Origin of the sequence: Halomonas sp. 3F2F, from assembly GCF_014897805.1 — a bacterium.
Classification (GTDB): Bacteria; Pseudomonadota; Gammaproteobacteria; order Pseudomonadales; family Halomonadaceae; genus Vreelandella.
Genome location: NZ_JABUZE010000076.1, coordinates 56,731 through 70,954 on the forward strand (window position 1 = coordinate 56,731; position 14,224 = coordinate 70,954).

General features: G+C 56.1%; 11 protein-coding genes. All 11 read left to right on the forward strand.

The features are described from left to right. Nucleotides 1–18: 18 nt before the first annotated feature. Nucleotides 19–213: a PTS glucose transporter subunit IIA gene (locus tag INT21_RS09020; protein WP_193085084.1), complete on the forward strand. Its 195-nt coding sequence runs from the start codon at nucleotides 19–21 to the stop codon at nucleotides 211–213. Next, nucleotides 173–1,510, forward strand: coding sequence for a phosphoenolpyruvate--protein phosphotransferase (ptsP, locus tag INT21_RS09025; RefSeq protein ID WP_226916644.1), 1,338 nt, complete (start codon nucleotides 173–175; stop codon nucleotides 1,508–1,510). Before INT21_RS09020 ends, ptsP begins: the two co-directional genes overlap by 41 nt. A gap of 1 nt (nucleotide 1,511) precedes the next feature. Beyond that, nucleotides 1,512–3,266: an N-acetylglucosamine-specific PTS transporter subunit IIBC gene (gene nagE, locus INT21_RS09030; protein WP_193068657.1), complete on the forward strand. Its 1,755-nt coding sequence runs from the start codon at nucleotides 1,512–1,514 to the stop codon at nucleotides 3,264–3,266. Nucleotides 3,267–3,458: 192 nt separating this feature from the next. Further along, complete coding sequence (locus INT21_RS09035; RefSeq protein ID WP_193061591.1) at nucleotides 3,459–4,865, forward strand: OprD family outer membrane porin; 1,407 nt, start codon at nucleotides 3,459–3,461, stop codon at nucleotides 4,863–4,865. A gap of 17 nt (nucleotides 4,866–4,882) precedes the next feature. After that, nucleotides 4,883–7,576: a beta-N-acetylhexosaminidase gene (locus tag INT21_RS09040; protein WP_193068656.1), complete on the forward strand. Its 2,694-nt coding sequence runs from the start codon at nucleotides 4,883–4,885 to the stop codon at nucleotides 7,574–7,576. Between the two features lie 128 nt (nucleotides 7,577–7,704). Then, complete coding sequence (locus INT21_RS09045; RefSeq protein ID WP_193061593.1) at nucleotides 7,705–8,502, forward strand: Cof-type HAD-IIB family hydrolase; 798 nt, start codon at nucleotides 7,705–7,707, stop codon at nucleotides 8,500–8,502. 120 nt (nucleotides 8,503–8,622) lie between these two features. After that, nucleotides 8,623–9,348, forward strand: a complete 726-nt coding sequence (locus INT21_RS09050) for a response regulator (RefSeq protein WP_193061594.1) — start codon at nucleotides 8,623–8,625, stop codon at nucleotides 9,346–9,348. Next, entirely contained in the window at nucleotides 9,345–10,817 is a 1,473-nt protein-coding gene (locus tag INT21_RS09055) for an ATP-binding protein (protein WP_193061595.1), read from the forward strand. The genes INT21_RS09050 and INT21_RS09055 overlap by 4 nt, the downstream gene beginning before the upstream one ends. Before the next feature lie 164 nt (nucleotides 10,818–10,981). Beyond that, complete coding sequence (locus INT21_RS09060; protein ID WP_193061596.1) at nucleotides 10,982–12,277, forward strand: ABC transporter substrate-binding protein; 1,296 nt, start codon at nucleotides 10,982–10,984, stop codon at nucleotides 12,275–12,277. A gap of 82 nt (nucleotides 12,278–12,359) precedes the next feature. Further along, nucleotides 12,360–13,274, forward strand: a complete 915-nt coding sequence (locus INT21_RS09065) for a carbohydrate ABC transporter permease (RefSeq protein ID WP_193085085.1) — start codon at nucleotides 12,360–12,362, stop codon at nucleotides 13,272–13,274. Continuing rightward, nucleotides 13,267–14,145, forward strand: a complete 879-nt coding sequence (locus tag INT21_RS09070; RefSeq protein WP_193061598.1) for a carbohydrate ABC transporter permease — start codon at nucleotides 13,267–13,269, stop codon at nucleotides 14,143–14,145. Before INT21_RS09065 ends, INT21_RS09070 begins: the two co-directional genes overlap by 8 nt. Nucleotides 14,146–14,224: the final 79 nt, after the last annotated feature.

A 14,224-nucleotide genomic window follows, 5' to 3' on the forward strand; every position in this document is an offset into this window, starting at 1 on the left:
AATCTTGGGAGTCCTCCCATGTCAGATTCAAATCAGTCATTAACGCTGCGGGCCCCCGTGGCGGGGGTTGTGGTACCCCTAACAGCGGTGCCCGATCCGGTTTTCGCCAGCCTAACCCTGGGAGAGGGCATTGCTCTCGATCCACTGGGCGAATGCCTGCATGCTCCCTGTGATGGTGGAACTAAGCGACGACCAGCAAGCGGCACTTCCTGAGCTGCCTAAAGGGGCCGTCGTCGTTGCTGATGAGCTGACACCCTCAGAGCTGGTGGCCGTTGCTACCCAGCATCCTGCTGGGCTGTGTCTCGCGGGCGGCGGCACCACTTCTCATGTGGCCATTTTGGCACGCGCCCGAGGTATTCCCTGCCTCGTGGCCATGGGGGCGAGCCTAATCGACGCTGCTAATAGCGCCACAAACGAGAGCGTCATTCTAGATGCGGAAAATGGGCGCTTGGCGTTGAGCCCTAGCGCTACTCAACGGGCGGAAGTGGCAGAGCGCATTGATGCTCGCCGTTATGAAGCAGAGCAAGCGCAAGCGTTAGCCCATGAACCAGCGATCACTCTGGACGGGCGAGAAATTGAGGTATGCGCCAATATCGGTGGCGCCGAAGAGGCGCGTTTAGCGGCAGATTCGGGTGCTGATGGTGTAGGTCTACTGCGCAGTGAGTTTCTTTTTCTTGAGCGAGATAGTGCCCCCAGTGAAGCGACTCAGCGTGATGAGTATCAGGCTGCTGTGAAGGCCTTAGATGGCAAGCCTGTGATTATTCGCACCCTGGATATTGGTGCAGACAAGCAGCTTCCTTATCTGCGATTGCCGTCAGTACCTAACCCAGCGCTGGGCGTGCGGGGCGCTCGTTTGTGGGCCAGCCAGCCTGAACTGCTGGAGACCCAGCTGCGAGCGCTACTCGGCGTTACGCCGTTGGAAACGTTACATATCATGCTGCCGATGGTGACCGAGGTTGGCGAGCTGCGCGAAGTGCGCAAGCGCTTAGAGACGTTGGCCAGCGAAATGGGGCTCGATGCGCGGCCGCGCCTTGGTGCCATGATCGAGGTGCCTAGTGCTGCTCTGTGCGCCAGAAGCCTCGCTGTTGAAGCCGACTTTCTGTCAATCGGCACCAACGATTTAACCCAGTACACCCTGGCGATGGACCGTGAGGACCCGGCGCTCACCGCACGAGCGGATGTATTGCATCCCGCGGTGCTGCGGCTGATTCAAGCGACGGTAGACGGCGCGAAAGGACACTGCCCCGTGGGTGTCTGCGGTGCCGCCGCGGGTGATGAGCGGGTCGCGCTTCTGCTCGTCGCGCTGGGTGTCGATGAACTCTCTGTAGAACCTGCACGTGTGCCTGCAGTGAAAGCTGCCCTGCGTTGCCTGAATGCTGCCGCACTGGCAGATGAACTTCCCGCACTACTGGCCTTGGACGATGCGACCGCTGTACGCCAGCACTTAAGCGCGTGGCTTGCTAAGGCCAACCAAACCGACATAACAACAACGACCCTTGAGAGGTGCTGAAATGTCTTCTACGACCTTCGGTTCCCGCCTGATGGGCGGGCTACAGCGGCTTGGCCGCTCTCTGATGCTACCCATCGCGGTATTGCCCATTGCAGGTCTATTGCTGCGCCTTGGGCAGCCTGATCTGCTGGATGTTGCCTTTATTGCTGGCGCTGGCCAGGCCATTTTCGCCAACCTGGCGCTGATTTTTGCCATCGGCCTCGCCGTAGGCTTCGCGGATGATAGTAACGGCGCTGCCGGCCTGGCCGGGGTGATTGGCTACCTGGTGCTAGATGCGGTGCTGACCGCGCTTAACCCTGAGATTGATATGGGGGTGCTGGCAGGGATTATTGCCGGCAGCGTGGCAGGCCTGCTTTATAATCGCTATAAGTCGATTCAGCTCCCTGACTATCTGGCCTTTTTTGGTGGGCGACGCTTTGTACCTATTGCTACTGGCCTAGCGGCAGTAGCAATGGGGGTGGTTTTTGGGGTGATTTGGCCGCCTATTCAACATGGCATTGATGCTCTTGGTCACTGGCTGATTGGCGCCGGTGAACTGGGGCTTTTCGTTTACGGAACGATTAACCGTTTGTTGATTATGACGGGTCTGCATCACGTGCTGAATAGCCTGGTGTGGTTCGTCTTCGGCAATTTTGAGACAGCCGCTGGGGTAGTAGCCAATGGCGACCTTAACCGTTTCTTTGCTGGTGACCCTGAAGCAGGGCGCTTTATGGCGGGCTTTTTCCCGGTGATGATGTTCGGCCTGCCAGCCGCGGCGCTGGCCATGTACCATGCCGCACCAAAAGGACGCCGTGCCCAGGTGGGTGGCTTGTTACTTTCGCTGGCATTGACGGCTTTCCTGACCGGTGTCACCGAACCCATCGAATTCACCTTTATGTTTCTGGCACCGCTGCTTTATGGCATGCACGCAGTGTTAACAGGCATTTCCATGGCGCTGCTGCACTGGCTGGACGTGAAGCTTGGCTTCACCTTCTCCGCTGGAGCCTTTGACTTTGCACTCTCTTACGGGCTTTCCACCAATGGTTGGCTGATGCTGCCTGTCGGCCTCGTCTATTTTGTTCTGTACTACACGGTATTTCGCTGGGCCATCGTCCGCTTTAATCTACCTACCCCAGGGCGCGAGCCGGAAAGTGCTTCCTCCGCAGCAGCCCCGACACCACTCGGTGAGCGTGGCCCAGCGTTTGTCACGGCGTTAGGTGGCGCGAGCAACCTGCAAAGCGTAGGTGCCTGTACGACTCGGTTGCGCTTGGTGCTGGAGAATCCTGAGGCAATTGATGAGCCGGCTCTGAAATCGTTGGGCTCTCGGGGGATTATGCGTCTCCAGGGCGGTGGTCTCCAGGTAGTGATGGGGCCCATTGCGGATGGTATCGCAGATGAGATTCGACAAGCGCTCAAGCAGAGTGGAGCGGCGATTGATGCTAATACCTCTTCTCATGGCCCTGCTGCACATAGTCCTTCTGCACATAGTCCTTCTGAACAGAGCCCTGGCACCCCCGCAACCCCTTCTCAACCAACGGCATTGCCCGCCGAGGTGGCCCAACGCTGGATGGCTGCCTTAGGTGGTAATGCCAACGTGCAACGGCTGGACGTCCAAGCCCAGACACGCCTGCGCGTAGAGCTAGTCGATGGCGCTGGTCTAGACAGCGCAGCGCTTGACCAACTGGGATGTAGAGGCATTCAGGCGTTGAACGGCAATACATGGCATCTGATCGTCGGCGATCAAGCCGCTGCTATCGCGCATTCACTAAGAGCCTAACGCTCGTAATCGACACCCGTTACTCGGCAACGGCCGAGTAACGGGGAGCCGTGGCGATTTAGCCAAGACTTCTACGTCATAGACCCATGTTTATGGGGCAGCGCTGCGCTGCCCCACAGACCCCGCGCGTCTTTAAAACGTGCACATCACTGCAACGCTAATACAAAATCAACAACAATCGGATACGACGCCATGCTGATATCAAGCATACCTACGCCCCAAAAAGGGCAACCGTTAGGTCGCTTTGGTCAACTAGCCCTGATCGGTACCTTATCGTTGGTTCCTTTGACATCTTCTGCCGACGAGCCCCAGGGCTTTATGGAAGAGGCCAGCCTTGAGACCACCCTGTTTTATATCTATCGCGACCGTGATCGTCGTTCGGGAGGTATGGGGCCTGATGGCGAGGGCACTCCAGGGGCTTACGCTTCCAATCTGCAGCACTCCACCGCCAATCTGGCTGTCGACTTTTCGAGTGGTCATGCGGGGGGCGTTGTAGGACTGGATCTAGCCGCCTTTGCTGCTTACGACTTTCAGAACCGCCACCAGGGCACGGAATTCAATTTCCGCCCAGCGAGTACGCTCTGGGAGGAGCGCTGGGACGGCAAGGAGACGAATGGTGCCAGCCTCTACCGGGCCGCACTCAAGTTCAAGTTTGGCGATATGTGGGGGCGGCTAGGCTATCTGCAGCCCCAAGGCACCAGTGTTATCGCCCCTAACTGGTCCTTCCTGCCAGGCACTTATCGCGGTGGAGAACTCGGCGCCAGGATAGGTGACCTATCGCTGAGCTATTTTCATGCTGATCGTTACAAGGCGCCTTGGTATCAGAGCTTCTACGAGTTCCGCCAAGCTGATGGAGAAACGATCGACTACCTGCACTCGCTGGGAGCACGCTACGACGTCACCGATGACTTGGCCATCGAAGCAGCTTTTGGGCAAGCCCAGGGCTATATGGATCAAGGGTTCGGCAAGGTGTCTTATGCTACCCAGCTGAACGACTCCCCGCTGCGTTTGAGTTACCAAACCTACGCCGCCCGTGACCGCCATGACGATGGCTCAGCCAACGACGTCTATGACGGTACTGCCTGGCAACAGGTGCTTACCGCTCACTATGATCAGGGGGCCTTCGATTGGCGGCTTGAGTTTAGCTGGGTGCATGCACCTGGGGCTCAGGGCTACTTCCTGCCGCGAATGACCACTCCTTATGCATCGTCCAACGGCCGCTTGGATATCTGGTGGGATGCCCGATCCGACTGGAATCACGATGGTGAAAAGTCCCTCTACGCCGGTGTCACCTATGACCTGGAAGGCTGGGATTTGCCTGGTTGGTCACTGGGCTTGGCTCATGCTTATGGCTGGGATGCTCGTCCCTACTCAGGTTTTGAGGACCCCGGGCGCCGCTTCAGTGAGTCCGCCTGGAACTTTGACGTGCATTACAAAGTTCAGAATGGCTGGGCCGAGGGCACGCGTTTTCAACTGCACTATACCCGCTACGACAACCGCACCGACTACGCCTCCTGGGGAGATGGCGGCTTTAAAAATGCCTTTCAAGATGAGCACGACATCAAGTTCACGGTCGTGGCTCCTTTCTCGATTCTGTAATGCTTGAGGTGAAAACAATGACAACATTGACGAAGGCCCTAACGACACTGGCTATCGGGGTTGCAATCAACTCGGCGGCAGCCCAGGCCAGCGAAACCACTCAGCTTGATGCGTCGTCTGCCCATGACTTGGCGCAGCGGCTAGACGTGCAGTACAAGGTAACTGCCAACCAGCCACAGGCGCATGATATCGACTGCCAGAGATTGGGGGCGGATTACGCCGCCTGTTTCACCGCGACGATCCTTTTGACCAATACCTCCGATAAGGCCATTGAGGCGAGCGACTGGGGGCTGTATTTCTCGAGTATTCGTCGTCTGCTGCAGATGGATCATCCTGAACTGTCACTGACGCGTATCACAGGGGATCTCCATCGCCTTGAACCCAATGACACCTTTACTGGACTGGACGCTGGAGAGAGCCTGGAAATTCCCATCGTGGGTGAGTACTGGCAGCTATTCATGACCGATGTGATGCCCAACTGGTACCTGGCAGTGGGCGATGAAACCGCGGTGATCGATAATACCCGTGATGAAGTGCTGACCGATTTTGTCCGTGCTCCTTTCGGTGAGCAGCTTATGCGTACACCGGACGATAACAACGTGGTGATGACGGCCGAGACACGCTTCGAGCGCAACGCTGCGGCCACTGCAATGCCCGCCGACGCATTGCGGGGAGCTATTTTGCCGACACCGCGCTCATCTCGCCTGGGAGAGGCTACTCTCGATTTGTCTGAAGGGGTCAGCCTCGAGATGCCAATGCTGAGCGAGGCCAGCCTAGCGGTACTGGGAGAGCGCTTCGAACGGCTCGACATCCCCGTCAACGAAGGTGGCGACAGCTTGGTGATCCGAGCCCGCTTGGTCTCTGAGTCAGACGTTCTCGATGAAGCGTTGGCACGGGAGGGAGGCTATCGCCTGCAGCTCAATGAGTCCGGTGCCGATATTCTGGCCTTTGACGCTAGCGGGGCTTTCTACGCTGTCCAGTCGCTAATAGCGGCCATGGATGAGGAAGGGCTGGTGCCAGCGATGGACATTGATGATGCTCCACGTTACGACTATCGCGGCGTCATGTTGGATGTTGCACGGAATTTCAAAGATAAGGCCTCAGTGTTGCGCTTGCTGGATCAGATGGCTGCGTACAAGCTCAACCGTTTCCACTTCCATCTCACCGATGATGAGGGCTGGCGGCTGGAAATTCCGGGGTTGGCGGAATTAACCGAAGTAGGCAGCAAGCGCTGTCATGATCTGGAAGAAACGAACTGTCTTTTACCTCAGTTGGGCTCTGGGCCAGAGGACGATACTGCCGGTAGCGGTTTCTACACCCGTGAGGATTATATCGATATCGTTCGCTATGCCGAGGCTCGCCATATTCAGGTGGTGCCTGAAATTGATATGCCGGCTCATGCTCGTGCCGCTGTGGTGGCTATGGAAGCGCGATATCGTCGGCTGATGGAGGAGGGCGATAGTGCGGCAGCCAATGAGTATCGATTAATCGACCCTGAAGATACGTCTAATACGCTGTCGGTTCAGCTCTATGATCGTCGCAGCTACCTTAACCCCTGTCTTGAGTCGACGAACCGCTTTGTCGATAAGGTGATGGGCGAAGTGGTATCGATGCACCAAGAGGCGGGCCAGGCGCTGGACAATTGGCACTTTGGTGGTGATGAAGCCAAGAATATCCTGCTAGGTCATGGTTTTCAGGATATCGATGCTGAAGAACCGGTCGACTGGCGAGGAACCATCGACCAGAGTGATCAGCACCATCCCTGGGAGGCGTCGCCAATTTGCCAACAGAGCGTTGCCGATGGAGAGGTCGCTTCTGTAGAGGAACTGCCGAGCCGTTTTGCCCTACAGGTCAATCAACTCGCTGATAGCTACGGAATAGCGCGGATGTCAGCCTGGCAAGACGGCCTAAAGCATGTTGAGTCCGCCTCCGAGTTTGCGACGCCGCAGGTCGCGGTCAATTTCTGGGATCCGCTGTTTTGGGGCGGTAGTCAGTCGGTGGCCGAGTGGCAGTCGCGGGGCTATGAGGTGATTCTTTCTAGCCCAGATTATCTCTACTTTGACATGCCCTACGAGGTCAACCCACACGAACGAGGCTACTACTGGGCGACACGTTTCACCGATACGCGCAAAGTGTTCTCCTTTGCCCCCGATAATCTGGCGCAAAATGCGGAAACCTCAGTTGATCGAGACGGCAATACCTTTCGTTCCGAGAGCGCCGAGGGGTGGCAAGGCGCTCGGGGGATTTCCGCTCAAGCCTGGGGTGAAACGGTACGTAGCGAGACGCAGATGGAGTACATGATCTTCCCGCGTCTGCTAGCGTTGGCCGAGCGAGCCTGGCACCAAGCCGAGTGGGAACTCGATTATCAACCTGGTCAGGCGTTCATCGGTGGCGAGACGTCCTTTGTCGACCATGAGTCGTTGATCGAGGACTGGCAGCGTTTTGCCAACCTGCTTGGCCAGCGTGTCCTACCACGGCTGGAGCGTGATGGAATCGCTTATCGTCTGCCGTTGCCAGGAGCCCGGGTTGAAGCGGGTAGGCTAGTGGCCAATGTCGCTCTGCCGGGAGTAAGTATTGAGTACTCCTTAGACGATGGGGCAAGCTGGCAGGTCTATCAGGACAGCGCGCCACCCGAGGTGAAAAACACGGTGCTACTGCGCAGCGCCAGTGCCAATGGTCAGCGGCATAGCCGTGTCGTGACGCTAAATTAACTACTGTTCAGGTAGCGAGAGCCCTCATAAATCGGTGTTGCCTTGGAGGGCTCTGAGTCTCTGTAGTCCGGCTGGGAGCGGCGAGCGTAATCGGATAAGCTGAGAAGTTCTATCACCAGGAGTGCACCATGACATCACGCCTTATCGTTTCCGACCTTGACGGTACGCTGTTAGGCAGCGACCACCGACTGCACGACAGCACTATTGAGGTGCTGAGAGCGCTTGTATCGCAGGGCCATCATGTCGCGCTGGCGTCTGGTCGCCACTATAACGATATGCGGGTGTTTCGCGATCAGTTGGATATCCCGGCCTATTTAATCAGTACCAACGGGGCATATATCCATGCTCCAGATGGCACGCTTTTGAGCGCGACCCATCTTGAACCAGCCCATGCCGAAACGCTTATTCAGTTGCCGCGCCCGCCTCAGGTGAGGCTCAACCTTTACCGTGAAAGCGGCTGGTATATCGATGCCGACGCACCGCATCTGTTGTCATTGCATGCCTCGACGGGCTTTGGTTACGAGGTTGTGCCGCCGGAAGCGATGGATGCCGATGGAGTTGGTAAAGTGCTCTATCTGGGCGATCCGGCTGCGTTAGCGCAATTGGAATGTCAGGCCCAGGAGGCGCATGGTCACAGCTTACATATCACATACTCAACGATCGACTCTTTAGAAATTATGGCGGGTGGCGTTAATAAAGGCGTGGCCTTAACGGCGCTGCTGAAAAAGCTAAAGCTAACGCCGGCAGAGTGCTTAGCATTTGGCGATAACCTAAACGATACTGAAATGCTTAATCTGGCAGGGGAAGCCCAGGTAATGGCGAATGCCCACCTAGCCCTATTTGATCGTGTTTCCAGCGCTGAGCGTATTGGCCATCATGGCGAAGCGGCTGTCGCTCAGTGGCTAGCAAAGCGCTTCGCGCTGTAATAAACGCTTCACGCTGCAACCTTGGTCGATGGCCGCTTGCGATAGGGTGGCCACTCCACCATCATCTAGCCCCTAAAATGATAATAACGAGTAATAATAACCCAGGGGCACATTGCTACCATGACAACCACACCTGCTACCTTGATGGTCGTTGATGACGACGCGGAAATCCGCGAACTGTTGGCAGACTATTTAGGGCGTCACGGCTATCACGTGTTGACTGCCGACGGGGCGGATTCGCTGTATCAGCAACTGGTTGATCAAGCGCCAGACTTGTTGGTCGTTGACGTCATGATGCCGGGGGATGATGGTTTTACCATCTGCCGGGAACTGCGCAGAACCAGCGATACGCCGATTATTATGCTCACCGCCAGTGCCGATGATACCGACCGCATTTTGGGGCTTGAGTTAGGCGCTGATGACTATATCGCTAAGCCCTTCAACCCTCGTGAGTTGCTGGCGCGGATTAAAGCGGTGTTACGCCGAGCCCGCCCGGCAGCAACTGGCACGCCAACCCAAGAGGCTCGCTGGGTACGCTTTGGCGACTGGCAACTAGACCGCATGACCCGCGAACTGATTGACCAGGAAGGTATTCGCACCGCACTTTCTGGCGCAGACTTTCAACTACTGCAAGTATTTCTGGAACGGCCTGCCACCGTCATTACTCGCGATGATCTCTACACCTTGACCCGCGGCCGTGAAGCGCCACCGTTGGATCGCTCTATTGATGTACACGTGTGCCGCTTGCGCCAGCGACTGGGGGAAGATGCACAGCACTCTCAACTGATTCGAACCGTGCGTGGGGCTGGTTATGTGCTAACCGCCAGGGTTGAAGCCGCTTCGTGAAAGGTGTAAAGCGCAAACTCGCGCGCTGGTTGCCGAGCAGTCTACGTGGGCGCTTTGTGGTCATTATGATTGCGGGAGTGCTGGCTGCTCAAGCGGCTAGCTATGCGCTATGGACTTCCCAAGTGCGGGCCAGCCAGCTTGAACAGCTAGATGAGCTTTCCAGCAATATGGCCTTCAGTATTGCCTCGACCATGCGGTTTTTCCGTTCGCTGCCGGTAGATTACCGGCACATTGTGTTGGATCAGTTGCGAAGCATGGGCGGCACGCGGTTTTTTGTCAGCGTGAACGAGCGACGCATTGCCGTGGAAGATATTGGCAGTGGCCCAGAAAAAGAGGTCGTGGTAGACAATGTACGTGCTATCTTGACCGAGCAGCTCTCCATCGACGATGTGGTGGTGGAGTTTTCCCGCCCGGAAAGCTTGCGTGTCTTCAATAACGAAGTGCTGCTTTATGATTTGCCACCCCGATGGGGGCAGCACAGTCTGTTAATGGAGCCGCTTTCGCCCCCTATCTTAGTGGTGCAACTGGAGCTGGCCCCCGATACCTGGCTTTACGTGGCCACACTGCTGGGCGTGCCGGATATTTTTAGCGGCTACCGCTGGCTTTCTGAAGAGCGTCTATTAGTCGGCGTGTTGGTGCTGTTAAGCGTGCTGGCGCTTTCGTTACTCGGTATTACCAGTGTAACTCGGCCGTTGGCGCGGCTTTCCCGAGCAGCGCGCCAGTTGGGTGATGATTTAGATAGCCCGCCACTTAAAGAGAGCGGCCCTAAAGAAGTAGCCGCTACCGCAGTGGCTTTTAATCGTATGCAGCGGCGTATTCAAGAACAGATTGATGAGCGCGAGCGGCTGTTTTCGGCGATTTCTCATGATCTTAAAACCCCCATTACACGCATGCGGCTGCGTGCCGAAATGCTCGATGATACTGCTCAGCGTGAACGCTTTTGCGCCTCACTTGACGAGTTGAGCGAGCTGGTCAAAGGTGCACTGGCCTCGGTCAAAGGGCTGGATCTACATGAAGATCCACAGCCCACGGATCTTAACGCGCTGCTGTTGGAGATTGCCGAAGGGTTACGCCTGTACGGCGGTGAGGTGTCACTCTATGGTACGGTGTTGCCACTAACCGTTAAGCCACTGGCGCTAAAACGTTGCTTGGCAAACCTACTTGAAAACGCGGTGTTTTACGGCCAGAAAGCAACCGTAACGCTTGAAGAGCAGGAGGGTGTCGTGACATTGTCCATTCATGATAATGGGCCAGGTATTCCTGATGCTCAGCTTTCCCGAGTATTTTCACCTTTTGTGCGCCTGGAAGCCTCTAGAAGCCGTTACACCGGTGGAAGTGGCCTGGGACTTGGCATTGCCAGGCATATTGCCCGTGCCCATGGGGGCGATATCGTCTTATCGAATCACTCGGCAGGTGGGTTAGTGGCCACGTTAACGCTACCGCGCCAAACGAGTGTTACTGGCTTGTAATAAAACCCTAACACTATTAATAAATTGCCAAGACTATGCAGGACTCGGTAACTCCCGTTGTGTGCCTGGGTGGCGTACTCTGCTGTGAGTCGTTCAGTCGATCATCAGCTGCGACATTTCATAAGCACCAAGCAACAGCACAATAACAACAGTAGGAGCTATTCATGCCGAGTATCAATATGCCCGTATTTAACGTGCCTACGTTTAAAAAATCCGTATTCGCATTAGCCGTGGCGGCTGGCACCAGCATGGCGGCCAGTACCACCCAAGCCAACGAAGTGGAAGTATTGCACTGGTGGACATCCGGCGGTGAGGCCCGTGCAGCAAACGTCCTCAAAGAGTTAATGGAAGCCGAAGGCTATGGCTGGCAGGATTTTGCTGTGGCCGGGGGCGGTGGTGAAACCGCTATGACGGTACTTAAGTCTCGTGCAATGTCGGGCAACCCGCCTTCCGCCGCACAAATCAAAGGGCCTGAAATTCAAGAGTGGGGCGAGCTTGGCCTGTTGGGCGATTTAGACGACGTCGCCACCGTTGAAGGCTGGAACGACCTACTGCCCGAGACGGTTGCCGATATTATGCGCTACGACGGCCAATATGTTGCCGTCCCAGCGAACGTGCACCGAGTTAATTGGCTATGGGCTAATCCTGATGTACTAGAAGCGGCAGGCGTTGAAATGCCTACCACGCTTGAAGAGCTATTTGCTGCCGGTGAAGCTATTCGCGAAGCTGGTTTTGTACCGCTAGCCCATGGTGGTCAAGCGTGGCAAGACGCCACGGTATTTGAAAGTGTCGTATTGGGTAGCCAGGGAGCCGAGTTTTACCAGCAAGCGCTAGTGGAACTAGACCCCGAAGCCTTGGGTGGGGAGCAGATGATTGCCGCGCTAGAAGACTTTAAACGCCTGCGCGAGCTGATGGATGAGGGCATGTCCGGCCGCGATTGGAACATTGCCACCGCGATGGTGATTGAAGGTGTCGCAGGCTTTCAACTGATGGGGGACTGGGCCAAAGGAGAGTTCACTGCCGCAGGTCTCGCCGCCGGTGAGGACTATCTGTGCGCTGCAGCCCCTGGCACGGAAGATGCGTTCACGTTTAATATCGACAGCTTGGCCATGTTTCGTGTTACTGACGACGCCGAGCGTGATGCCCAGCAAACCTTGGCCCGTTTAGTATTAGAACCAACCTTCCAAGAAGCTTTTAACCTTGCCAAAGGCTCTATTCCTGCGCGGCCCGATCTAGATATGAGTGAGTTCGATAGCTGTGCTCAGCAGTCGCTTGCTGACTTTCAACGCACCGCTGATGAAGGCGGTTTAGTGCCCAGCATGGCTCACGGGATGGCGGTACGCGCTGATGTCCAGGGCGCGATCTTTGATGTCGTGACCAACTACTTCAACGATCCCAATATGCCTGCCGAAGAAGCCGCCGAACGGTTGGTGAGTGCGGCTAAAACCGCCTCTTTTTAAGCCACCGCGTACTTTTAATAAGTAACGTAACTAGCGCTGCCGCAACGGTGGCGCTAGCGGCTGACTGGCGAGGAATTATCTCATGAGCGAACCCACGACGCGCACTCCAGTGCGGCCGACGGCGTCCGGCTGGCTTCAAGCTTGGCTGCCCCGTTTGGTACTTGCCCCTTCTGTTGCGGTGTCTCTGTTTTTTGTTTACGGCTTTATGCTGTGGACTTTTGTGTTGTCGCTAACCAGCTCGCGCATGCTGCCAAGCTACGACTTTGTTGGTTTTGGCCAATATACGCGACTGATGACCAATGAACGTTGGTGGGTGGCCTCTACCAACCTGATGCTGTTTGGCGTGCTGTTTATTGTGATTTGTTTGGTGATTGGCGCGCTGCTGGCAATCTTGCTGGATCAAAAAATTCGCCAAGAGGGCGCGCTGCGTACGATTTATCTCTACCCCATGGCACTGTCGTTTATTGTTACGGGGGTGGTGTGGAAGTGGCTGCTGAATCCCCAGTTGGGCATCCAGGCGATGGTGCAAAGCTGGGGGTTTGAGTCGTTTCGCTTCGACTGGATCGTTGATCCGAATATGGCGATTTATACCCTGGTGATTGCCGCGGTTTGGCAGGCGTCGGGCTTTGTGATGGCACTCTTTTTGGCAGGGCTGCGGGGCATTGATGACAGCATCGTCAAAGCGGCTCAGTTAGACGGTGCTAGCCTGCCGCGCATTTACTGGCGGGTGGTGATGCCGTGCCTGCGCCCGGTGGTGTTCAGCGCGGTGATGATTCTGGCCCATATTGCGATTAAGAGCTTTGATTTAGTGTTAGCACTAACCGGCGGCGGGCCCGGCTATGCCACCGACCTACCGGCTACCTTTATGTACACCCATGCCTTTAATCGTGCCCAAATCGGGCTCGGCTCCGCCAGCGCCATGCTAATGCTAGGCGGTGTTTTGGCCATCTTGATTCCTTATCTCTATTCCGAACTAAGGAGCCGTAAACATGGCTAACGTGATTCGTCGGCAAACGCCCGCCGCACGGCTGTTGCGTGCCGTGCTTTATGGCGTACTTATTGTGGCGGGGCTGTTTTATATCCTGCCGCTGGTGGTCATGCTGATGACCTCTATCAAACCGTTGAGCGAGATAAGTGCGGGGACGTTACTGTCGCTGCCGCAAAATCCAACCCTTGAGCCCTGGACGAAAGCCTGGGGAGAAGCGTGCACCGGTATGCGCTGTGAAGGTGTCGGCGGTTATTTTTGGAACTCCTTTGCGATTGTGATTCCTGCAGTGCTGATTTCCACTATGGTCGGGGCGTTAAACGGCTATGCGTTGACCAAATGGCGCTTTAAAGGCTCTGAGTTGGTCTTTGCGCTGATGCTGTTTGGCTGCTTTATCCCGTTTCAGGTAGTGCTGCTGCCAATGGCACAAACCCTGGGCTGGTTAGGGCTTTCCAGCTCACGTGCAGGGCTTATTCTGGTGCATGTGGTTTTTGGCATTGCCTTCACCACGCTGTTCTTCCGCAACTTCTACGTCGGAATTCCTAACGAGCTGGTCTCTGCGGCGAAGCTGGATGGCGCTGGGTTCTTCCGTATTTTCTGGCGCATTTTATTACCGGTTTCCGCGCCGATTATTGTGGTGTCAGTCATCTGGCAATTCACCCAGATATGGAATGACTTCCTGTTTGGCGTAGCGTTTTCGGCTCACAACACCCAGCCGGTGACGGTGGCGCTCAACAATTTGGTCAATACGTCCACCGGTGTGCGTGAGTACAACGTCGATATGGCCGCCGCGATGATTGCAGCGCTGCCAACTCTGGTGGTGTATGTGCTGGCCGGAAAGTATTTCGTGCGCGGGCTGACGGCAGGCTCCGTGAAAGGCTAATAACAACTAAGTGAATGGCAGCAACCATTTCTAGACGGTCAGAAGCAGCCCTCGGCGGGGGCGCTGTGAACCCATCCAT